The 22,655-nt window shown below is 37.8% G+C and carries 17 protein-coding genes; 15 read left to right on the top strand and 2 right to left on the bottom strand.

The genetic code is table 11. The annotated features are described in order from the left end of the window. Nucleotides 1–215: 215 nt before the first annotated feature. Both G1O98_RS17410 and G1O98_RS17405 read left to right on the top strand, forming a co-directional pair. Entirely contained in the window at nt 216–2,207 is a 1,992-nt protein-coding gene (locus G1O98_RS17410; RefSeq protein ID WP_163929990.1) for a serine/threonine phosphatase, read from the top strand. Between the two features lie 176 nt (nt 2,208–2,383). Then, the gene (locus G1O98_RS17405; RefSeq protein ID WP_163929988.1) at nt 2,384–3,679 is read left to right on the top strand and encodes an FHA domain-containing serine/threonine-protein kinase; all 1,296 of its coding nucleotides are present in this window, start codon (nt 2,384–2,386) and stop codon (nt 3,677–3,679) included. Nucleotides 3,680–3,744: 65 nt separating this feature from the next. On the opposite strand, the gene G1O98_RS17400 is transcribed toward G1O98_RS17405, so the two are convergent. Beyond that, nucleotides 3,745–3,963, bottom strand: coding sequence for a DUF4327 family protein (locus tag G1O98_RS17400; RefSeq protein WP_012407469.1), 219 nt, complete (start codon nt 3,961–3,963; stop codon nt 3,745–3,747). 895 nt (nt 3,964–4,858) lie between these two features. Here G1O98_RS17400 and G1O98_RS17395 point away from each other — a divergent pair. From G1O98_RS17395 to G1O98_RS17335, 13 genes are all read left to right on the top strand, one after another. After that, nucleotides 4,859–5,284: a tetratricopeptide repeat protein gene (locus G1O98_RS17395; RefSeq protein WP_163929986.1), complete on the top strand. Its 426-nt coding sequence runs from the start codon at nt 4,859–4,861 to the stop codon at nt 5,282–5,284. A gap of 58 nt (nt 5,285–5,342) precedes the next feature. Next, nucleotides 5,343–6,332: a UDP-N-acetylglucosamine 4,6-dehydratase (inverting) gene (gene pseB / locus G1O98_RS17390; protein ID WP_163929984.1), complete on the top strand. Its 990-nt coding sequence runs from the start codon at nt 5,343–5,345 to the stop codon at nt 6,330–6,332. Beyond that, on the top strand, nt 6,290–7,495 hold the full coding sequence (gene pseC / locus G1O98_RS17385; protein ID WP_243458465.1) for a UDP-4-amino-4,6-dideoxy-N-acetyl-beta-L-altrosamine transaminase: 1,206 nt from the start codon (nt 6,290–6,292) through the stop codon (nt 7,493–7,495). Before pseB ends, pseC begins: the two co-directional genes overlap by 43 nt. Next, nucleotides 7,492–8,256 carry a glycosyltransferase family protein gene (locus G1O98_RS17380; RefSeq protein ID WP_163929982.1) on the top strand — a complete coding sequence of 255 codons (765 nt, stop codon included), beginning with the start codon at nt 7,492–7,494 and terminating at the stop codon, nt 8,254–8,256. Before pseC ends, G1O98_RS17380 begins: the two co-directional genes overlap by 4 nt. Next, nucleotides 8,253–8,867 carry a pseudaminic acid biosynthesis-associated methylase gene (locus G1O98_RS17375; RefSeq protein ID WP_163929980.1) on the top strand — a complete coding sequence of 205 codons (615 nt, stop codon included), beginning with the start codon at nt 8,253–8,255 and terminating at the stop codon, nt 8,865–8,867. Before G1O98_RS17380 ends, G1O98_RS17375 begins: the two co-directional genes overlap by 4 nt. An 8-nt stretch (nt 8,868–8,875) precedes the next feature. Beyond that, the gene (gene hisH, locus G1O98_RS17370) at nt 8,876–9,517 is read left to right on the top strand and encodes an imidazole glycerol phosphate synthase subunit HisH (protein ID WP_163929978.1); all 642 of its coding nucleotides are present in this window, start codon (nt 8,876–8,878) and stop codon (nt 9,515–9,517) included. Then, complete coding sequence (locus tag G1O98_RS17365; RefSeq protein ID WP_163929976.1) at nt 9,510–10,298, top strand: imidazole glycerol phosphate synthase cyclase subunit; 789 nt, start codon at nt 9,510–9,512, stop codon at nt 10,296–10,298. The genes hisH and G1O98_RS17365 overlap by 8 nt, the downstream gene beginning before the upstream one ends. Before the next feature lie 23 nt (nt 10,299–10,321). Then, nucleotides 10,322–11,506 carry an N-acetyl sugar amidotransferase gene (locus G1O98_RS17360; protein WP_163929974.1) on the top strand — a complete coding sequence of 395 codons (1,185 nt, stop codon included), beginning with the start codon at nt 10,322–10,324 and terminating at the stop codon, nt 11,504–11,506. Between the two features lie 63 nt (nt 11,507–11,569). Continuing rightward, nucleotides 11,570–12,346: a phytanoyl-CoA dioxygenase family protein gene (locus G1O98_RS17355; protein WP_163929972.1), complete on the top strand. Its 777-nt coding sequence runs from the start codon at nt 11,570–11,572 to the stop codon at nt 12,344–12,346. A 19-nt stretch (nt 12,347–12,365) separates the two neighbouring features. Then, complete coding sequence (locus G1O98_RS17350; protein WP_163929970.1) at nt 12,366–13,361, top strand: class I SAM-dependent methyltransferase; 996 nt, start codon at nt 12,366–12,368, stop codon at nt 13,359–13,361. Next, nucleotides 13,362–14,852: a UDP-2,4-diacetamido-2,4,6-trideoxy-beta-L-altropyranose hydrolase gene (pseG, locus tag G1O98_RS17345; protein ID WP_163929968.1), complete on the top strand. Its 1,491-nt coding sequence runs from the start codon at nt 13,362–13,364 to the stop codon at nt 14,850–14,852. Nucleotides 14,853–14,872: 20 nt separating this feature from the next. Further along, nucleotides 14,873–15,925 (top strand): pseudaminic acid synthase, encoded by a 1,053-nt coding sequence (gene pseI, locus G1O98_RS17340; RefSeq protein ID WP_163929965.1) that lies wholly within the window; start codon nt 14,873–14,875, stop codon nt 15,923–15,925. A gap of 90 nt (nt 15,926–16,015) precedes the next feature. Further along, complete coding sequence (locus G1O98_RS17335; protein ID WP_345940564.1) at nt 16,016–20,125, top strand: glycosyltransferase; 4,110 nt, start codon at nt 16,016–16,018, stop codon at nt 20,123–20,125. 293 nt (nt 20,126–20,418) lie between these two features. Here the strand turns inward: G1O98_RS17335 and G1O98_RS17330 are convergent, their stop codons facing one another. Then, nucleotides 20,419–22,638 (bottom strand): tetratricopeptide repeat protein, encoded by a 2,220-nt coding sequence (locus tag G1O98_RS17330; protein WP_163929963.1) that lies wholly within the window; start codon nt 22,636–22,638, stop codon nt 20,419–20,421. Nucleotides 22,639–22,655: the final 17 nt, after the last annotated feature.

Raw genomic sequence — 22,655 nt, 5'->3', positions numbered from 1 at the left:
TCCCCATTTCCCATTCCCCATCCCCCATTCATAAGCAATTGGTTGCCAATATATTAAATATTTATCTAATATGCGTCACAATTAATACTGCCACCAAAATTCATTGATAAACTACAATCTCTTGTAGGTCTACTTTAGTCAGGGACAGCCAATTGTGGCACCTTTGATCTTAGTGGCTAGAAGCACCTTGGAGCGCGAATAAAGGAACTTCCACTATGCTGATTTGCCCTCAGTGTAAATTTGAAAACCCCAAAAGCAATAAATTCTGTCAAAGCTGTGGCACATCCCTGACCCACAAAGTTTGTCCTGAATGCAGCGCCGAAGATGTACCTGTAAATGCACTACTTTGTCACAACTGTGGCACGGAATGTGGAACAGTGTTTTGGGCAATTATTGCTAAAAAAACGATTGGGGAAGCTTTGGGAGTAGAGACAGATGAGGAAGATGTGGGATTAGAGGAAGATGAAGAAGCAATATCCTCGTCATCTCCTCTATCCCTTAGTTCTCATGCATTAGGCTCTTATTTAGACTCTCAAGAGCGCTATCAATTGTTAGATCCGCTACCTACCCAAACGGAAACTACCAGCATTACTGTTACAGGTGTGAGAGTTCTAGACTGCCAGCCGTATCAAATATCACCAATTGAGGCAATACTAGCAAGTCAGCAATCAGATTTACTAACGCCATCAGTAGATGCAAGTGGAATTCCTGACCTTGCGAAACCTTATATTGCCTTACACTCCCAAAGTGGGCGCGAGATCCCACTGATTCACGATGCATGGCAGCAAGGGGATATGCAGGTAGTAATAATTGAAGACCGCTCAAATTGGCAGCCTTTAGTTGACTTATGGCAAGAAGAGACAACAAGTTCGTTAAAAATTTTGCACTGGTGTTATCAAATGACCCAACTTTGGGCATTTTTGGAACCAGTAAATTGTCGTCAAAGCCTTTTAGATTTATCAAATTTGCGATTGGATGAAGACCAAACGCTGGCGCTACAAAGATTGTATGTGGAATCATCAAGTTCTCTGTCTGTCAGCGAGTCGCCAGAAGATGCCGAAGCCCAAACATCTGCTATTCCACAAGAGCCGTTAACCATTCAAGCTTTGGGGCGAGTTTGGCAAGCACTATTTAGGCAGTCTCAACGCACTCAATTTGGCTCTGTAGTCCAGATGTTGGGAGATTTAGATGTAGGTAAGATTCACACCACCGCACAATTGCGATCGCGTTTGGAGGAAATCTCTATTGAATTAGAAGCACTAGGAACCGCAACTTTGCCCCCAATAAAGGAGAACAATACTACTGTGCCCACTATGCCACAATCAGATGAACCAGAAGATATCATCATTAGCAAAGATGATATGCCAACTGTTGTGCTGGCGATGCAGTTAAGTAGCTTGGAAGATGCAGGACGCACAGATGTAGGTCGTCAACGTCATCATAATGAAGACTACTTTGGTATTGAAACCAAAATCCAAAAGTTGGAGTTCCCTAAAAGTCGAGTTCTGGAAGGGCATGGTTTGTATATTCTCTGCGATGGTATGGGTGGACATGCTGGCGGTGAGATAGCCAGTGAGTTAGCAGTCAACACCCTACGGCAATACTTTCAAGAACACTGGATTGCCAATCAACTGCCAACAGAAGATAGCATTCGTGAGGCTGTGTATTTAGCTAATGAGGCGATTTACAAGCTCAATCAACAAGATGCCCGTTCTGGAGTAGGGCGTATGGGTACAACTTTGGTAATGCTCTTAATTCAAGATACTCAAGCAGCAGTTGCTCATGTGGGAGATAGCCGTCTCTATCGCTTGACGCGTAAGAGGGGACTAGAACAAGTCACGGTAGATCATGAAGTTGGGCAACGAGAAATTACCAGAGGAGTGGAAGCAAGCATAGCTTACGCCCGTCCGGATGCCTACCAACTAACCCAAGCTTTGGGGCCTCGTGATGAAAATTCGATTAATCCTGATGTAGGCTTTTTTGAGATTAATGAAGATACTCTTCTGCTTTTGGCATCGGACGGTCTATCAGATAATGATTTACTAGAAACCCATTGGCAGACTCATTTAGAACCCTTACTTAGTTCCGGCGCTAACTTAGAACAAGGTGTTACAAAATTAATTGATTTAGGAAACCAATACAATGGTCACGACAACATTACTGGTATACTTATTCGGGCAAAAGTACGCCCAAATTTGGAAAGTTAAAAATAAATTGGTATTGGGAATGGGGAATGGCGCATAGGGCATGGGGAGCAGGGGGAAAATTCGTAACTCCTAACTCTTCACGGGCTAAACGCCCCGCTACCGCTAACGGAACTGTTTTGCCCAATACCCCATTCCCAATGCCCACTCCCTAATCCATTTACCTTGTAGGTTGTATTGTGGTTAGTCTGACTCTCTTAGAACCGCAACAGAAAACGCCCCTCCAGCAGTGGTGCTTTGAGAACTCTTCCATAATTCGGATTGGTCGAGCAACAGATAATCACGTTGTTTTAACTGACAGTTTAGTTTCGCGGCATCATTTAGAACTGAGACACGTTGATTCTGCCGACAATGGCAGTGGTTGGCGGCTGATTAGTCAGGGTACAAATGGGACTTTCCTTAACGGTGTCCTTGTGATTCAGAGTCCGTTACCAGATAATTCCCTTTTGCAACTAGCACAAGGAGGCCCAATACTGCAATTCCAAATTCAGGAGGTAACAGTACTGGAAACTGGTTTGCGATCGCCACAACAAATACAAGGAACAGAAGAAAACGCCGTTGCAACAGTCTATTCAGCCCAAGGTCAATACACTTGTACGCATGAAGGTAACTCCCCAAACAATCTGTTTTGCATCCACTGCGGTCAACCTCTTTCAGTACAACAGAAAATTCGCCATTATCAGGTGTTGCGAACTCTCGGACAAGGAGGTATGGGTACTACTTATCTCGCTTGGGATGGGGCTGGTCAGATTGGGAGTATCCCACAACTGCTGGTGTTGAAGCAAATGAATGCTGATATGGCAAAAATTGCCAAAGCTCAAGAATTATTTGAGCGGGAGGCGCATACTCTCAAATCCCTTAACCATCCGGGAATACCCAAGTATTACGACTTCTTTGTCGAAGGCGGAAAAAAATACTTGGCAATGGAATTAATCCACGGACAAGATTTAGAGAAACGTGTCTATACAAATGGGCCAGTTACGCCAAGCCAAGCGATCGCTTGGATGATCCAAACCTGCGATATCTTAGAATATCTTCATAGCCAAGAGCCTCCACTAATTCACCGCGATATTAAACCCGCCAACTTAATGGTGCGAAGTTCACTAAATCGCATAGTAGTACTGGATTTTGGCGCAGTTAAGGAAATTGGCACAGCGCCCGGTACCCGGATTGGTGCAGAAGGTTATTGCGCTCCTGAACAAGAACGAGGACAACCTTTGACTCAATCTGATTTGTATGCAATTGGGCCAACGCTGATTTTTCTGCTCACAGGCGAAAACCCGTTTAAGTATTACCGCCAAAAGGGGCGCAACTTCAGGTTTGATGTGGCAAAAGTTCCCACCATCAGTTCCCAATTAAGAGATGTGATTGATCGCGTTACAGAACCATTGCCACGCGATCGTTATCAAACTGCAAAGGAATTAGCTGCGGCCTTAGCTGGTTGTAAAGTTGAGGGAATGGTGAATGAGGAATGAGGAATGGGGAATGGGAAACGGTGAGTGGTGAATATTAAAAATCTCTACTCCCTATTGCCTATTGCCTATTCTTCATCCCAAGTTTCTACAGCTAGCAGTTCACTAACTGGGTCTTGCATACTAAAGCCAAAGTCTAGCAGTTCCTGTTTCCAGTGCTGCCATTCATTACCATAGAGCAAAGCGATTTTCCAGATGCTATCACTTGGCTTGATAATATTCGATTCTATGAGTGATTGCACGTTGCGCTGCAATTTCACCATCGGGTGAATCACTTGCTGAGTCATAACCTCGATTGAATTCAGATTTTGTTGGTAAATACTTAATTAAAACTGCTTCCCATTCTGCAATTGTTGCCGGGTCGTAGAGTGATGTAATTTTGGTAAAGCCAGTCTTAACTTTTTAACTATACCATAACAAACTCTACTAAATTACTGGTAAATTCGGTTTTGTACGGTAATTACCACCACAAAACTCCAATTCTACCAAGTAGTCCTAAAACTTTTTGCAGAAACCAGACAAAAGTTCAGGGTAAGGTTAAAAGATAAAGGATGCTTCTGTTTTCCCTTTAACCTTTCCCCGTGTTATTTTTCCCCTTAACTTCTACCCTTTAAGCACTAGAGTGCAACAGTACCTTTTGTAAGATATCTGTTGTGAACACCTGCGAAAATAATTAGTCCCTTTGGAAGTTGCGCTAAGTAGTGAGACCGAGACTGAGGACGGCTGGGAAAATTCTATAATATGTTTGCTTTTTGAACAGCCCACAATGACACGGGGTAGTTTGAAAGTTTTTGCCTGACAAGGGAAATTTGCAGTTTAGTAGAAATGTCCTCTGTTTCTGTTTATTTAAATGTTATTTAGAATATCGCAAACATCTGAACATTAGGCAGAATCATCGCAAATATTTATATAATTTTAATTTTTCGACTAAAGAATAAGACCTGGAGGTTTGGCTCTGTTTAGGCGTGGGAGAGGTTTTTGCTTGAACGATGGGAGCGACGGCATAGCAAAATTGTTTGTACAGCATGGGCTCACCATAAAATTCACTCGTCTTCAGAGTCAGCGTTTAAAGTTTGTGTAAAAAATTTTTAGCCAAGATGTTAGTTTCTATTGAGCAGATGGGTATCCTCAAAACGGGAGGGTTGCTGATACCTAACTATTTACCACAGCAATAATTAATACATGCCTGGTTCAGGGGAAGAATACCTAATCGCTCGCAAAAAGCAGATTGAGCGGCGACAGAAGATTTTAACAATAGTATCTATCTTCTCGTTTTTTGGGTCTACGGTATTTGCAGTGATTCCAGCAATCCAACAGGCTAGCCAACCTAAGCCAGCAACTGCGTCTGTTTCTGCTGAGTCAGTATTACAGCAACAGGCGCAGGGTTACGAGTTAGTTTTACAACGGGAACCAGAAAACCAACTTGCTTTAGAGAAACTGTCTTTGCTGCGGTTGCAATTGAAGGATGCTAAGGGTGCAATGGAATCTTTGGAGAAGCTGGTGAAGTTGCACCCTGAACGACAAGATTACAAAGTTGTATTAGAGCAGATTAAGAAGCAACAGGGTAATGGCGATCGCAGCACAAATAAACAACCAAAATCTAAGTAACAATTTCACTTAAATATTTTTGGAAAATAATAATTTTGAGATTACAAAGAAATACAAGATGTTTAATGGCAAATCGATTCTAATCACTGGTGGTACAGGCTCCTTCGGCAAGCAATTTGTGAAAACGATTCTCAGCCGATATCAGCCTCAGAAAGTCATAGTTTATTCACGTGATGAGCTGAAGCAGTATGAGATGGCGCAGGAGTTTAACGCACCAGCGATGCGCTATTTCATTGGAGATGTGCGCGATCGCGATCGGTTACGTCTGGCAATGCGGGGTGTTGATTATGTTATTCATGCTGCGGCACTCAAGCATATCCCTGCTGCTGAGTACAACCCAATGGAATGTATTAAAACTAATATTCATGGAGCAAATAATGTTATTGATATTGCTCTTGATCAAGAAGTAGAAAAGGTGATTGCCCTTTCAACAGATAAGGCAGTTAATCCAATTAATCTCTATGGTGCAACCAAGCTAGCTGCTGATAAACTCTTTGTTGCAGCGAATAATATTGTTGGAACAATGAAAACCAGATTTGCTGTTGTTCGTTACGGTAATGTTGTTGGGTCCAGAGGCTCAGTAGTGCCTTTTTTTCAAAAACTGATTCAAGAAAAAGCCACAGAGATTCCTATTACAGATCCACGGATGACTCGCTTTTGGATTACCCTCCAACAGTGTGTAGATTTAGTAATTAACAGTTTTGAAAGAATGCATGGTGGAGAAATATTTGTTCCAAAAATTCCTTCAATGAAAATTACTGATTTAGCTGAAACACTTGCACCGGGAGTTCCAATTAAAATTGTTGGTATTAGACCAGGGGAAAAGCTACATGAGGCAATGTTTTCTTCTGAAGTTTCACATTTAGTATTTGAGTTTACCGATCATTATGTAATTAGACCAACTATTGAATATGCTCATACTGTAGATTACGCTTGCAATGCTTTAAGTGAAAAAGGAATCCCTGTTCCAGAAGAGTTTGAGTATAGCTCAGAGATAAATACAGAATGGCTAAAAGGTTTCCAACTACTCGATATGCTGAAGCAATGAGTGACTACATTCCTTATGGAAAGCAAGATATCAGTCAACAAGATATTGATGCTGTAATTGAAATTTTGCGCTCAGACTGGATTACTCAAGGTCCAGCGATAGAGAGATTTGAGCAAGCTGTTGCTAACTACTGTGGAGTGAAATATGCCGTAGCGGTTTCTAGTGCAACAGCTGCATTACACATTGCTTGTCTTGCTGCTGGTTTGGAGCAAGGAGATATTCTTTGGACATCACCAAATACCTTTGTTGCCTCAGCTAATTGTGGACTTTACTGTGGTGCAAAAGTTGACTTTGTTGATATTGACCCAAATACTTACAATTTGAGCATAGATGAATTAGAACGTAAGTTGACTTCGGCAGAAAAGCAAGGTTGTTTGCCTACAGTATTAATACCCGTGCATTTTGCAGGGCAATCTTGTGAAATGGAACAAATTGCTGCTTTATCACAGCGTTATGGTTTCAAAATTATCGAAGATGCTTCTCATGCAATTGGCGGAAGCTATCAGACACAACCTATTGGTTCCTGCCAATTTTCCGATATCGCGGTTTTTAGCTTTCATCCGGTAAAAATTATTACAACTGGTGAAGGCGGTATGGTCTTAACAAATCAGGAGGAGTTATATCAGAGATTGATTAGATTGCGATCGCATGGAATAACTCGCAATTCAGATTTGATGCAAGGAGAATCTCATGGAGCTTGGTATTATCAACAATTGGAATTAGGCTTCAACTATCGCATGACCGATATCCAAGCAGCATTGGGCGCTAGTCAGATACAACGACTGAATGAGTTTGTAGAACGTCGCTGGTTTTTAGCCAACCGCTATAATCAACTACTACAAGATTTGCCATTGATGCTGCCGTGGCAACATCCAGATACTGAGTCTAGCAGGCATCTTTATGTGATTCGGCTGAAGCTGGATAAGATTAGTAAAACTCATCAGCAGATATTCCAAGAACTTCGTCAACAAGAGATTGGCGTTAATTTGCATTATATTCCCGTTCATATACAGCCTTATTACCAAAAATTAGGTTTCCGCTGGGGTGACTTTCCCCAAGTTGAGAAGTATTACCAGGAAGCAATTTCCCTTCCTTTGTACTACAGCTTGACCCAGGAAGACCAAGATAGGGTGGTAAGGACACTGCAAAGGATTTTTCTATGAAAACTGTTGCAATTATTCAAGCTCGTATGGGATCTACTCGTCTACCTGGGAAGGTGATGAAAGAACTTTGTGGCAAGACTATTTTGGCACATGTAATTTATCGGGTTCAAGCTTGTTTGTTAGTTAATGAAGTGATTGTGGCAACAACTACATCTTTAGCAGATGACGTGATTGTGGAAGAAGCAGAAAAATGGGGGGCAAAGTGGTTTCGGGGAAGTGAAGAAGATGTTTTAGAGCGTTATTATCTAGCAGCTAAACAATATAACGCTGACGTGGTAGTGAGGGTAACTTCTGACTGTCCATTGTTTGACTCTGAACTGCTATCACAAATGTTGGAATACTTCAACAATAAAACACTTGAAGGATTACAAATAGAGTACTTGAGTAATTGTTTAAATCGTAGCTATCCTCGTGGTTTAGACGCAGAAATTTTTATGTTTGAGTCTTTAGAAAAAGCATTTTTAGAAGCACAAAAACCATACCAAAGGGAACATGTTACGCCTTACATATACGAGCAACTCGAAAGATGTACTTTACATAACCAGACAAACTATGAAGATATATCTAATTATCGCTGGACTTTGGATACCGAAGAAGATTGGAAATTAATAGAAGCAGTTTATACAGATTTATATCAGGAAGGAAAAATTTTTTCAACTAATGAAGTACTGAGTCTTTTAAGAGCAAAACCAGAGTTAGTAAAACTCAATGCTCATGTACAGCAGAAACAATTACAGGTAGTGAATAGAACTAAATTATGAGATATAAGACAGAACAGGAATTATTCTGGGAAGGAGAATTTGGGACTGAGTACACCGCAAGAAACCAAATATTGCCAGAACAACGTCAAGCATTCTTTGCTCAAGTTTTACAGAAAACTTACGGTGTCCAAACAATTTGTGAACTGGGTGCTAACCAAGGTCATAATCTTCAGGCTATTGCTAATCTGAGCCGTAATTTTCAACTAACTGGAGTTGAGTTAAATGAGACAGCAATTGCTGAGTTAGGTAGAATCCCAGGTGTACAAGCTAGACAAGGTTCAATTCAAGAATTTGAGACAGATAAACAATTTGATTTAGTATTCACCTGTGGTGTTTTAATTCATATTAATCCTGATGAACTTCCACTAGTTTATCAAAAAATATATGATATTTCTTGTAGATATATTTTGATTAATGAGTATTATAGTACTTTACCTGTAGAGATCAATTACCGAGGTAATACAGGTAAGCTATTTAAACGTGATTTTGCCAGTGAAATTATGGAATATCACAGAAACAAACTATTAGTTTTAGATTATGGTTTTCTTTGGAAAAAAATGAATTTATATTGGGATGATACAAATTGGTTCTTAATGGAAAAAGTATTATAGATTATTTTATGAATCAAAGTAAAATTGCAATAATTGATTATGGAATGGGCAATTTAAGTTCGGTTGCTAATGCTTTTAATAGTATTGAATGTCATGCATTTGTTACCAATAATCCAGAGGATTTATGCGAAGCCAGCCATATAATTTTGCCTGGTGTTGGTGCTTTTAGTGATGGTATCAAAAATCTTCAATCTGGTGGATGGATAAAATTTTTAGAAACTGAAGTAATAGAAAAGAAGAAATCCTTTTTAGGAATTTGTCTGGGTATGCAATTATTAGCTACCGCTGGAACAGAGCATGGTTATCACAAAGGGTTAAACTGGATTCCAGGTACCGTTAATCGCCTAAAAAGTAATGAACGTAGCATTAGAGTGCCTCATATTGGATGGAATGATGTTTATTTTTTAAATAAAAATGGTCTTTATAGGGGGTTAGGAAATTCTCAAGTGTTTTATTTTGTACATAGTTATGTATTTATTCCAGAAAAGATGGATATATGCAGTGCACTTACTTCTCATGGATCAGAGTTTATTTCTAGTATTGAAATGGGTAACATTTATGCAACTCAATTTCATCCTGAAAAAAGCCAAAAGGCTGGGCTGGAAGTTTTAAGAAATTTTGTTTATGGAAAATTTATAAACAATGCTTAAGAAACGTCTTATACCTATTTTACTATTGAAAAATGGTTTATTGGTTCGCAGTGAGTTATTTAAAATTCATCAAATTATCGGCAATCCTACATATGAAGTCCAACGCTTTAATGAATGGAATGTTGATGAGTTAATTTATTTAGATATTAGTAGGCATGATCAATACGACTTGCGTCGGGATGACCACAAAGTAAAAGGATTAACAGAACCTCTACAAATCTTAGACGAAGTAAGCAAAACTTGTTTTATGCCCCTGACATGGGGGGGAAGAATTTGTACGGTTGAGCAGATGCGCCAAGCCATTAGTAGAGGCGCTGATAAAGTTGTGATTAACACGGCAGCAGTGCGGAATCCAGAATTGATTACCGAAGGCGCAAAGATATTTGGTAGTCAGGCAATAGTAATTAGCATTGATGTGCTGCGGCATACTAATAGAGAAACAGAGGTTTTTATTAATGGTGGTCGTGAAGCTACAGGTATGAAACCTGAAGATTGGTCTAGGCAAGTAGAAAGACTGGGAGCAGGTGAGATTTTACTTAATAGTATCGACAGAGATGGTACCGGGCGAGGTTACGATCTAGAACTCATCAATACAGTTACTTCTGCCACTAGAATTCCGGTGATTGCTTGTGGTGGCGTTGGTCGATATGAGCATTATGTCGAAGGCATAAAAGCTGGTGCTTCTGCGGTTGCTGCCGCTAATATCTGGCATTTTAAGGAATTGTCAGATCGAGAAGGAAAGCGGACATTAGCTAAGGCTGGTGTTGAAGTTCGGTTATAAAAAAGCAGAAGGTTAAAGAAATTATGGCAATTCAATATTGTACAAAATGCGTTTATCCCGCACTTAGCGCTAGTCCTTTAACTTTTGATGAATATGGTGTTTGTTCTGGATGTCGTGTCCACGATCAGAAAAAGAGTATAGATTGGGAGCAACGCTGGCAATGGTTAAAAGAACTTACTAATGAGTATCGTAGTGATAGTAACTATGACATTGTTATCCCAGTTAGTGGAGGCAAAGATAGTTACTTTCAGACTCACATTGCTGTTAAGGAATTAGGTCTAAAGCCGCTTTTAGTAACTTATCACGGCAACAATTATTTACCTGAAGGTGAATACAATCTTTACCGTATGCGGGAGGTATTTGATTGCGATCACATAATTGTTCGCCCCAGTGTAGATACTCTGATTAAAATGAATCGAATTGGTTTTAAGCTACAGGGTGATATGAATTGGCATGGGCACTGCGGCATTTTTACAGTACCTATTCAAGTAGCAGTTCGCTATAAAGTGCCATTAATTTTGTGGGGTGAGCATGGCTTCATGGATTTAGGAGGGATGTATTCTTACAATGATCTTGTGGAATTTACAGCAAAGTTTCGCTTAGAGCACGCCTTGCGGGGGTATGACTGGTATGATTTCACAGATGAAGGTTTGGAAAAGCTTGGGCATCCAGAACTAAAAGAAGGTTTAAGAGGCAAAGACTTATTGTGGGCAAAATATCCATCGGATGAAGAGATTGATGAAGTAGGTGCACGGGGTATTTATCTCAGTAACTTCGTCAACTGGGAGGCAAACGAACACACCAAAACAGTTATGGAATTTTATGGATGGCGTTCAGCACAGCAGCCTTTTGAGCGTACATATCGAACAATCTCCAACCTGGATGATATGCATGAAAACGGTATTCATGATTACCTAAAATTCATTAAGTTTGGCTACGGACGTGGTTCTGATCATGCTTGCAAGGATATCAGAGCAGGCCTTATGACTCGTGAACAAGGTATTGAAATGGTACGTAAATACGATCGTGTTAAGCCATATCGAGACTTAGAGAGGTGGCTGAAATATGTGAATATGACTGAAGAAGAATTTGACCAGATTTGTGATACCTTCCGCGATCGCCGTGTGTGGCGCATTGAAAACGGACAGTGGGTAAAAGATAATATTTGGGGAGAACCATCAGCTTATGAGCCTGTTCATCAGAGTTAAAAACTCTAAAAAAAGCGTGTAAAAAATAGTGATTACTTATATACAGGGTATACAAAGTTAAATATGCTTAATAACAGTCAGATAGAACAGTTTCATAACGATGGATTTCTACTCATACCATCTGTTTTAAAAGAAGAGCAAGTAAGGGAATTAAGAACTTCTCTGATCAAATTGTTTAACTCGAAAATCAAGTTTGAAGGAGATAACAATAATGTACGCAATGATATTTGTAATAGATATCAAGAATTTAGATGGCTACTTATACATCAATCTATAGTCTCTGCTTTAAAGTCTTTATTAGGAACAAACTTCGTTTATCTTCCTGAAATTGCAGCGCAAAAATCATTTTATTCAACTTGGCATAAAGATACAACATCACAAGAAGCTCAAGGACTTCAGTTTCAATGGGAACCTAATTACTTAATGTTAGAAGCAGCCATATATCTTCAAGATAATGATGAGTATGGTGGTGGACTTGATGTTATTCCAGGTTCTCATTTATATCCTGATCTATCAACAAATAGTACAGCGCATGATTTTTGGTCAAAAATCACGCCACCGCCTTATATTCATTCAATTCCAAGTAAGGCTGGTGATTTGGTTTTATTTGATTTTCGTATTAACCATAAAGCCTCTTTACCAACCAAATGTGCTGTAGATTCAATACCAGATTCAAAGCAGAAATTTGCAATTTTTATTGCTTGTAGTACCAATAATGAGCATGTTCTTAGTTACAAAAAATTTATTTATAGCCGACCAACATATTACTATTTGAAAGATTATCAATATCAAGAAGATTTTTTTAAATTAGTTAAAGATAACGGACTAATACTTGCTTAATTAATAAAGTTAAATAGTTATGTTTAAAGAAGCAGACATTCGCCCAAAAGAATTATTAGCAGGACAAGCTGAACTATTAGCTCATGATATAAATCTTTTACTAAAACACAAAAATGATTTTATCTCTGTCACTTGTCCTGCTTGCTGTTCAATAAACAGCGATCGCATTTATGAAAAGTACGGTATTCAGTTTGTGACTTGCCGAGAATGTGAAACAGTTTACGCTAATCCAAGACCTAGACCGGAACATCTAGAGGAGTATTATAAATACTCAAAAAATTATGCTTATTGGAATAAATATATATTTCCAGCTTCTGAAGTAACAAGAAGAGAAAGAATTTTCAAGCCAAGAGTACAAAAAGTTATTGATATTTGCCACAGATTTAATGTATTAACAGACACGATATTAGAGGTTGGGACAGGATTTGGTATTTTTTGCGAAGAGATGAAAAAAACTGGTGTTTTCCAAAGAGTGTTAGGAGTAGAACCTACTCCGGATCTAGCTGAAACTTGTCGTCACCGTGGTATAGAGGTAATTGAAAAACCCATAGAACAAATTGATTTTGGGAATAATCGAATTAATGTAATTGTTAATTTTGAAGTAATCGAGCATCTATTCTCGCCTAAAGAATTTGTATTGAAGTGTTATGAATTTCTAGTTGAAGGAGGAATATTTATTTTAACTTGTCCAAATGTCAAGGGTTTTGATATAGCAACTTTAGGCAATATCTCTAGTGCTATAGATAATGAACATATTAATTTGTTCAATCTTCAATCTTTAACTATTTTGTTAGAATCTTATGGTTTTGAAGTTATTGAGAAACAAACTCCAGGTCATCTGGATGCTGAATTAGTACGCAACAAAATTATTTCTGGTGAGTTTGATGTAACTAATCAACCTTTTTTACAACAAATATTAATAGATGAGTGGGAAAGCAAAGGCGAAGCTTTCCAGAACTTTTTATCAGAAAATCAACTTTCATCGAATATGTTGCTGGTAGCAAGGAAGCCTTAAATGAATTTGGTAATTCGTACAGATGCTTCAAGTGAAATTGGTACAGGTCATTTAATGCGCTGTTTTGCTTTAGCTCAGTCCTGGCAAAAAAATCAAGGGCAAGTTGTTTTCTATATAAATGATCAAGCATCAGTTTTAGCGTCTCGATTAATATCACAATCCATACAAGTTGTTTACTTAAATTCCTTGCCGGGAAGTAATGAAGATGCTCACAAAGTATCAAATCTGGCACAGCAGTTTAATTGTCAATGGATTGTAATAGATGGCTATCACTTTAACGCGGAATATCAACGTATTATTAAATACTATGGTTTGAATTTATTATTTATTGATGATTATGGACAAGCAAAACATTACTATGCTGATATTGTCTTAAATCAAAATATTTCTGCTCATGAGAGTTTGTATATAAATCGAGAACCTTATACCCAATTATTACTTGGCACGTGTTACACATTATTACGGCAGGAGTTTTGGCAGTGGCAAGGATGGCAACGAATAAACCCAACTATAGCCAGTAAGCTATTAATTACAATGGGAGGTGCTGACTCAGATAATGTAACTTTCAAAGTGATTGAAGGCTTACAGCTACTATCAGTTAAAGAGCTGGAGGTTGTGGTTGTTGTCGGAGGAAATAATCCCCATTATGAACAACTGAAATTAGCATCACAAGCATTGCAGTTTCCAATTCAGATAGAAAGAAATGTTACAAATATGCCTGAGTTAATGGCTTGGGCTGATTTGGCGGTAACTGCTGGTGGTAGCACTTGTTGGGAACTGGCTTTTATGGGTTTACCCAGTTTGATTTTAATTTTAGCTGAAAACCAACGAGCGATCGCACAAAAATTAAATGAAATGGGGGTATCTATTCATCTTGGTTGGCATGAGGATGTTTCTGCTGCTGAAATAGCGTCGGCGGTTGCTCATTTATTAAGAGCTGTACATACACGAGTAAAAATGACTAGATGCGGTCAAGAGTTAGTAGATGGCGAAGGAAGTAAGCGCGTATTAAAGCATCTAGAGGCCAAGTTGTTAAAATTACGCTTGGCGTACCAAGAAGATTGTCGTTTGTTGTGGGAATGGTCAAATGACCCAGAAGTACGGGCTGTTTCCTTTTCTACAGAACTTATACCTTGGGAACATCATGCTCAATGGTTCCAATCACGACTGTACTCTCCTACTTCTATTGTCTACATCGGCCTTGATAGAAATGATGTGCCTATTGGTCAAATTCGATATGAACTAGAGGGCGATAAAGCCATTATTTCCATTAGTATTGATAGAAAATTTCGTTATCAAGGATATGGTATCTACCTAATTAATCTAGGATGTGAAAAATTATTTTTAGATTCAGAGACTAATGTAATTCATGCTTATACTAAACTTGATAATAAAATATCAATAAAAGCTTTTTTAAAAGCTGGTTTTAAAAATATGGGAAAAACCAAATTAGGAGAACATGAGGTAGTTGATTTAGTCAAATACAAATAAAACTCCAGTTGCAAAATAAAATGCGAGAAATTAACATTGCAGGGAAAAAAGTCGGTGCTAACCATCTACCCTTTGTGATTGCAGAAATGTCTGGAAATCACAACCAATCATTAGAAGTAGCTCTAAAAATTGTTGAAGCAGCGGCAAAAGCTGGGGTAGATGGTCTAAAAATCCAGACTTATACTGCCGACACAATGACTTTAGATATAGACGAGGGTGAATTTTATATTAAAGATCCTCAGAGTTTATGGCTTGGGAAATCACTATATCAGTTATACCAAGAAGCTCATACACCTTGGGAATGGCATAAACCTATATTTACTCGCTGTAAAGAATTGGGAATAATTGGTTTTAGTACTCCTTTTGATACTACTGCTGTAGATTTTCTCGAATCTCTAGAAGTACCTTGTTATAAAATTGCTTCTTTTGAAAATACTGATTTACCTCTAATTCGCAAAGTTGCCAGCACTGGTAAACCGATGATTATTTCTACTGGTATGGCGACAATTTCAGAGTTAGACGAAACAGTGCGTACAGCACGGGAAGCTGGTTGTCAGGATTTGATACTACTCAAATGCACCAGTACTTATCCAGCTATACCAAAGGATACTAACTTGCTGACCATCCCCCATCTACGCGATTTGTTCAATCTACAGGTGGGGTTATCGGATCACACAATGGGGATTGGTGTTGCTGTTGCGGGTGTTGCTTTAGGAGCTACATTCATTGAAAAACACTTTACCCTTTGTCGGGCTGATGGTGGCGTTGATTCTGCTTTTTCAATGGAGCCAGAAGAAATGCATCAATTAGTTGTTGAAACTGAAAAAGCCTGGCAAGCGCTGGGCAAGATAAATTACGGGCCGACGGAAGCTGAGAAAGCATCTTTGGCTTTTAGGCGATCACTCTACATTACCCAAGACATGAAGAAGGGAGATATATTTACCTCGGAGAATCTGAAAGCAATACGTCCTGGTCTTGGTTTACCACCAAAGTATTATGACTTTCTCCTTGGCAAACAAATCAAACAAGATGTCAAAAAGGGAACACCAGCCAGATGGGATTGGGTAAGTTAGTTATAAGCTAGGAAAATTGCCCTACTTTGTTGTAAATATGAGAACAAAACTTTTTTATATATATTAGCAAACTAGGACTTTTTCAATTAATTGAATACTAAAATACGGAAGTTTAAAATGTTAACTATAGAAGATGTACTTGCCAGTCAAAAAGACCTAAATCGGCTATGTGCTGAAAGACCATTACAAACTCATGAAGTATTTTTCGGAAATTCTTTCTATGGTATGGACTTTACTATTAAGAAATATGTAAATTTTTCTGAAAAATATCCACTAAAAGTTTTATTGGTACATGGACCGGATCTGAGCAACAACCATCTATGGCAAGCAGAGATAGAATCTCCTTTGCTTAATATATATTGTTATCCAAGTTATCGAGAAGATGTATATATTAACGCAGTTAAAAACTGTGAAACTACAAAAAAGATTATCCCAGCAGCATCACCATTTTTATATGCAACAGAAATTCTGAAAAAAGAACCAAAACCTAAGCGAAGTGGAACTATATTTTTTCCTTCTCACTCTACTGGTTATGTTACAGTTCAAATGGACTTTGAAGCCCTTGCAGAAAAACTAATACATCTTGATGATGAATATCAACCTGTGACAGTATGTCTGTACTGGAAAGATTTTAACTTAGGTAGGCATATTCCATTTCAAAAAAGAGGAATACAAATAGTTTCTGCTGGACATGTTTTTGACCCCAATTTTTTATTCCGTTTTTATCATCTTTGTTCCATGTATCGCTATGCTTGTGGCAATGAGCTAGGAACACACATATTTTATTCCATCAAATCTGGTTGTTCTTACTTCCACCTAAATTCAATTGAGAGTACTTACACAGCAGAAAGTGAAGCTCTACTAAAGCATGACATTGCATACACACCTCCTGATAGAGAATTAGCTTTAAAGTCGCTTTTCGCCGAGCCTCAACCTCAGACTACACCAGCACAGATGGCGATCGTTGATTATTACCTTGGTGCGAATAATTTTAAATCAAGTTCAGAACTTAGTCAGGAATTAATTGATGCTGAACTTCTGTTTAGGGATCAAACGAAATCCAGGATTATTTCTGTATCTCGCAAAGTTATATTTGATAGCACATTACGAAAAGATAATATTTCTAATTCAAGCGAATTAAATCAAAAGAAAAGTATTTTACTTAAAAAGAAAGAATCACCTTTAGTTAGTATTTGTATTCCAACTTTTAATGGAGAATCTTTTATATTAGAAGCTATTGCTAGCGTAATATCTCAAACTTATCCTTATATAGAGATTATTATTTCTGATGATGATTCTAGCGATCAAACTCTAAAACTCATCAAGCTAATTCTAGAGAAAACCACCGCTATTTTTACAGCTGTTAAACATGAAAGATATGGACTAGCTAAAAATTGGAATTTTTGTATTTCTCAAGCTAAAGGTAAATATATAAAGTTTTTATTTCAAGATGATTTACTAGAGCCAACGGCTATTGAAGAAATGGTTAATATGGCTGAACAGGATGAAGAGATAGGTTTAGTTTTTTCGCCCCGAAGACTCTTCACTAATACTGGTCATACCGTTTATGATTCCAACTTTTTAATGCATCATGAAGCTAAAGATGTACACAAAGCTTGGTCAGCATTAAAGGCAATTCAATCAGGACAGCAACTTTTGCTAGATCCTAATATACTTGACAATCCAATTAATAAAATTGGAGAGCCAAGCACAGTCCTTATTAGAAAAGATGTTTTTGAAAAAGTAGGATTATTTAATTCTGAGTTTTGTCAACTTGTAGATTTGGAAATGTGGCTCAGAATTATGAGTCAATATAAAGTTGGTTTTGTTGATCACGTTTTATCTCACTTTAGAATACATCCGCAACAACAAACTCGTCGGAATGTTGCTTTAAAAGATGCTATTTTATTAGACTACCAAAAACTTTTTAAGACAATTTACAGTGATACACGATATCCTGAAGCCACGAGACAACAAGCTCTTTATAGATACGCAGTTTTGAGTTTGAGTGAACAAAATGCACAATTTCAGGAGTTGCGAAAACAAATAGCACAAGAATGCCTGAATGCTTCAGATGAGCAGATAACAGATATGTATATGGGTCTGTTAGGTAAAACACATAAGATGTTAGTGAATAGTAGCATCAAATATGAAAGCCTGACTGATGAAGAGCAGATTTTTACTAATGATATCGTTAAAAGTATATCTCAAGGTTTCAATCAACCAAAAGCAATTCAGCATTTACTAGTAGCTATGCTGTATCACCGTGCTGACCATTTACCATTACAGCATGACCTATCTCGCATACCTAGTTGGTTACTTAAAGACTATTTACAATTCCTATTTTCTTCCCCAGTTCATTTTCAAGAACCGGGTGATGCAAATAATTACTATTACTATATGCAGGGGTGGATTGATTACTTACACACATCGATATTGCAAAATTATGATTCTCATCTGTGGGATGATATATTTAATAATTTTGTGTCCATTGCTAATTTTATTCCCCTATATTTTAATGAGCATAATCTTAAAGATATCTATGTTAAACGTGCAGAAATCATAGAGTTCTTACTAAAAGTTAAGGGTTATGAGGTAGATTACGAGTTTGCTGATAGACCTATAAGCAGAAAAAAAATTCGTTTGGGTATCTTGGCTGCACATTTTCTACCTGGTTCTGAAACATTTGCTTACCTTCCTGTTTATGAGTATATCAGTAGAGATTTTGAAGTAATCTTGTACTCTCTTAACCAAACTGGTCATCAACTAGAACAATATTGCCAAAGCTGCGCCAACTCTTTTAAACTACTGCCACAAGATTTAGTAGAACAGGTAAATATTATTCGTGCTGATAATCTCGATATATTATTTATTGCTACCAATGTGACAGCAGTAACGAATCAAATCTGTTTCTTATCAATGCATCGGTTAGCTAGAATACAAATCACAAGTGGCGGATCTGTGGTAACAACAGGAATGCGGCATATAGATTATTACATTTCTGGTACGCTAACCGATCCATCGCCAACGGCAGAACAGCAATATCAAGAAAAGTTGGTGAAACTTGAAGGGTCTGCTCATTGCTTTAGTTATGGTAATGAAGAAGAAAATATAACTGTCAAAGTCGATCGAGAAAGTTTAGGTATATCTAAAGAAACAGTTATTTTTATCTCTGGTGCTAACTTCTTTAAAATCACCCCTGAACTAATTAATACTTGGGCAAAAATAATTTCTGGAGTTCCTAACTCCGTTTTAGTACTTCTACCATTTGGCCCAAATTGGTCAAATAGTTATCCTAAGAAAGCTTTTGTAAATTATTTAAGTAAAGTATTTTCAAAGTATGGAATACCCGCAGACCAATTGATAGTCTTAGATCCTCATCCAGTGCCCAACCGCCAAGAAGTTAAAGAATACTTCAAAATTGCCGATGTTTATCTAGATTCTTTTCCATTTGCTGGAACAACTTCTTTGATAGAACCATTACAGGTTAATTTACCAGTAATTGCTAGACGGGGAAATAGTTTTCGCTCTACAATGGGTGCTGCAATGGTGCAAGCATTAGATATACCTGATTTAGTTGCCGATAGTGAAGATTCTTATATACAGTTAGCGATCGCACTTGGCAATAACCCTAAATTGCGTCAACAAAAGAGCAGTCAAATCAAGGAAAAAATGCAAGCTAATCCTAGTTTTCTTGATAGTCGCTCTTACTCAGCTAAGATAGGTAGTCTCTTCCAAGAACTATTTAGTAAATATCTTGCAGATACTCTGAGTCAAAATTTCCGCTTAGGAGATATTAACCTAATTATTTTCCCAGACTGGTTACAGTCAGAAGACCTACTATATCAAGATTTAGCAAGTGTGATTTCTAGTCTCACGACTCACCCAGATAAAACCTGCTTAACTCTCTTGATAGATACTCAAAATATTTCTGACGAAGAAGCAGATATGCTTTTATCGTCTTTGACCATGAATTTGCTTATGGAAGATGATGTAGATATAACTGAGGGGCCAGAAATTTCTCTGCTAGGGAAAATGAGCCATACACAATGGAAAACTCTTTTGCCTAGAATTCATACTCGAATTGCTTTAGCAACAGATAATCAATCTGCGATCGCACAAGCAAAAGCAGAAACACTTCCATCGTCTGATATAGATAGCTTGATCGCATCCAAGTTAGAGATGATGCCTACTTTATAAGAAATGGTCTAATCCACTGCATATTCTGTAAACTTTTTTATGAATAAATATAAGCTGCCTTGAGGTTACAGTAATACGTGATTCATTTATCTAGAAATTGCTATAAGAGGTTGTTTGAAAAGTATCAAGTTGTATAAAGATCCCTCCCACCTTTAAAAAACGGGGAACCGCAATCAAAGTACCCCTTTTTTAAGGGGGATTTAGGAGGATCTACAAGTCTTTGATACATCACAAACAATTTTTAAAACATCCTCTTGGAGTTTATTTTGAGCGCTTGAGCGCTCGCTATTAGCTTATTTTTCCTCAATATACTTCTGCCACATCTGCTCGTAAGCCTTTTCCATTTCACGGGTAAACTGTTTACCATTCCACAACGGTGCTGTTTGCCGGGATGCTTTCAATTTCAAAGCCACCTGCTGGCGTAAAGCCTCATCTTTCCCCAAGCGCACACCCCACTCAATATATTCTTCATCAGTCCAGGCGATGCCTTCTGTAATTCCTGCATTCATCATCATAGTGTAGCTATTACGCGCCGCAAACTGTTCACCGACTCGCGTCACTAAAGGGATACCCATCCACAATGTTTCTAAGGTTGTTGTCGCTCCGTTGTAGGGAAATGTATCTAATACAATATCAGCAATGCCTAAATTAGCACGATGAACTGACTCTGAATGAACTTGTGGTAAAAATCGTAACCGAGAACAATCTACACCTTCTTCTTCGGCAATTTGGTAAAAGAAGCGTTTAATTGTTTCCTGTTCAGCAAGTCCTTTAATCAAAAAGTAGCTATTAGGTACTTGTTTGAGAATTTGCATTTGCCATTTTATCGTTTCTGGATGACGTTTATATCCTCTTTGGGCGCTGAGATATACAACAGCATCCATAGGAATATCCAAATCATCGCGGCGGAGAGTTGGTACACCAACTTCAAAACCATCTACTGCTATATAAGTTTGAGGTAATCGCCAGATTTTTTCTGTATAGTAATCTTGTGCATCACTTGGTAGTACATAAGGATCTGCAATAAAATAATCAATTGCTGGTATACCTGATGCATCCCACCCCAGCCAAGTAACTTGAATGGGCGCTGGCTTGAGTGCCATCACTTCACTAGTAACATCTAGAGTGATACTATCAAGGTCAATTAAAATATCAATTTCATCTTGATATATCTGGTCAGCAATTTCTAGACCATTCATACCTAATTGACGGGCTTTTCCTGCCTGACTTAAATACCATTCCTGGAGATAGTCGTTTACTAATTTATAGTTAACAAAATAAGTATGAATATCAAATTTATCTCGATTATGATGCTGAAATAGCCAGCGAGCTAACCAACCAACAGAATGATTTCTTAAAGCGTAAGATACATAACCAATTTTTAGTTTTTTTGAAGAACCAGTTAAAGAGGAATAATTAATAATTTGGCGCTCGTAGTTTTTTCCTTCTGATTTGGCAAGAGATTGAAGAGCATTATTAAAAATTTCAGCTACTTTATTATGAATAGCTCGGAATTCAGCAGGAGTATCTTTAATGTGAGGTATTGCAAAAGATGGCGTAAGTAAACGTAATATTCTTCCTTTTTCTAAAGAAATTGGTTGATCTTTAATAAACTGTTGAAACACAGTTTCTAATTCTTGGCAAGTTGTACATATCTCTTGCCAATATCCCCCTGCTGACATTAGACCCCTTAACAGCAAATGGAGTGCAAAAATTTTATCAGCCAATCCTTCAGATAAGGAATAACACAACTTAGCTGTCTCTATTCCCTGAGAATAATTACGAGCATCTTGATAAAAAGTCGCTAAGTGCCGCAAAATTTCTACATTTTCTGGCTCCAATCGTAAATGTAATTTTAGAAGAGATGATGCTAGTACAGGCTGTAATAAAGTATGACCAATTTGCAGAGCAGCCGTAAGCAGTATATCGAAGCATTGATAAATATCAGAAAAGTAAGGTAAACAAGCTTCTGCTAAATCTAAATTTATTGGATGTAAAGGAATAGTACTTAAAACTTCTTGTAAAACTTGTGTTAATAGTTCGGTATTGATATTTACACTTTGCTTTTCATTTAAAATTTTAATTAATCCCCACTCACGCAACTCCTCAATATCTTCAAATTTTTCGAGTTTGAGACAAAGCAATAAAATCTCGAGCAAATTATTGATGTCACTAGGATTAATTTCCCGCATGTGCTGACGAATTAACCAGGCTATGGAGTATTGCCTCAGATTTTCGCGTCTTTCCGCTTCTATTTGCAAAAATTCAAACAGTTCAATCGTCCAAATTTCTAACTGCTCCTCATCTGCCTCTGTCATTGGCAGCATCCAAGTCATTTGAGCTTCTGCCTCTTGACCTTGTAATAATAATATCAATCCTAAATGCCAATAATATGAGGCAGCATTTGGTTCTATGGCAATTGCCTGCTCATATAATTTTGACGATTGCAGATAATTTTCCTGTATAAAGTATTCTTCAGCCTGGTTTTGCCAATTATATGTATTAGTAATCATTGTGATTGTTGGGGAAA

This window comes from Nostoc sp. UIC 10630 (genome assembly GCF_010747425.1).
In the GTDB taxonomy this organism is placed as follows: Bacteria; Cyanobacteriota; Cyanobacteriia; order Cyanobacteriales; family Nostocaceae; genus Nostoc.
Note: the sequence above shows the minus strand (reverse complement) of the source record. Positions and strands in the feature narration are given on the sequence as shown.

Bases quoted from the DNA above. Each gene is read 5' to 3' on its own strand.
- G1O98_RS17410 (WP_163929990.1), top strand. From the start codon at position 216: ATGCTGATTTGCCCTCAGTGTAAATTTGAAAACCCCAAAAGCAATAAA.
- G1O98_RS17400 (WP_012407469.1), bottom strand. From the start codon at position 3,963: ATGACTCAGCAAGTGATTCACCCGATGGTGAAATTGCAGCGCAACGTG.
- G1O98_RS17395 (WP_163929986.1), top strand. From the start codon at position 4,859: ATGCCTGGTTCAGGGGAAGAATACCTAATCGCTCGCAAAAAGCAGATT.
- pseB (WP_163929984.1), top strand. From the start codon at position 5,343: ATGTTTAATGGCAAATCGATTCTAATCACTGGTGGTACAGGCTCCTTC.
- pseC (WP_243458465.1), top strand. From the start codon at position 6,290: ATGGCTAAAAGGTTTCCAACTACTCGATATGCTGAAGCAATGAGTGAC.
- G1O98_RS17380 (WP_163929982.1), top strand. From the start codon at position 7,492: ATGAAAACTGTTGCAATTATTCAAGCTCGTATGGGATCTACTCGTCTA.
- G1O98_RS17375 (WP_163929980.1), top strand. From the start codon at position 8,253: ATGAGATATAAGACAGAACAGGAATTATTCTGGGAAGGAGAATTTGGG.
- hisH (WP_163929978.1), top strand. From the start codon at position 8,876: ATGAATCAAAGTAAAATTGCAATAATTGATTATGGAATGGGCAATTTA.
- G1O98_RS17365 (WP_163929976.1), top strand. From the start codon at position 9,510: ATGCTTAAGAAACGTCTTATACCTATTTTACTATTGAAAAATGGTTTA.
- G1O98_RS17360 (WP_163929974.1), top strand. From the start codon at position 10,322: ATGGCAATTCAATATTGTACAAAATGCGTTTATCCCGCACTTAGCGCT.
- G1O98_RS17355 (WP_163929972.1), top strand. From the start codon at position 11,570: ATGCTTAATAACAGTCAGATAGAACAGTTTCATAACGATGGATTTCTA.
- G1O98_RS17350 (WP_163929970.1), top strand. From the start codon at position 12,366: ATGTTTAAAGAAGCAGACATTCGCCCAAAAGAATTATTAGCAGGACAA.
- pseG (WP_163929968.1), top strand. From the start codon at position 13,362: ATGAATTTGGTAATTCGTACAGATGCTTCAAGTGAAATTGGTACAGGT.
- pseI (WP_163929965.1), top strand. From the start codon at position 14,873: ATGCGAGAAATTAACATTGCAGGGAAAAAAGTCGGTGCTAACCATCTA.
- G1O98_RS17330 (WP_163929963.1), bottom strand. From the start codon at position 22,638: ATGATTACTAATACATATAATTGGCAAAACCAGGCTGAAGAATACTTT.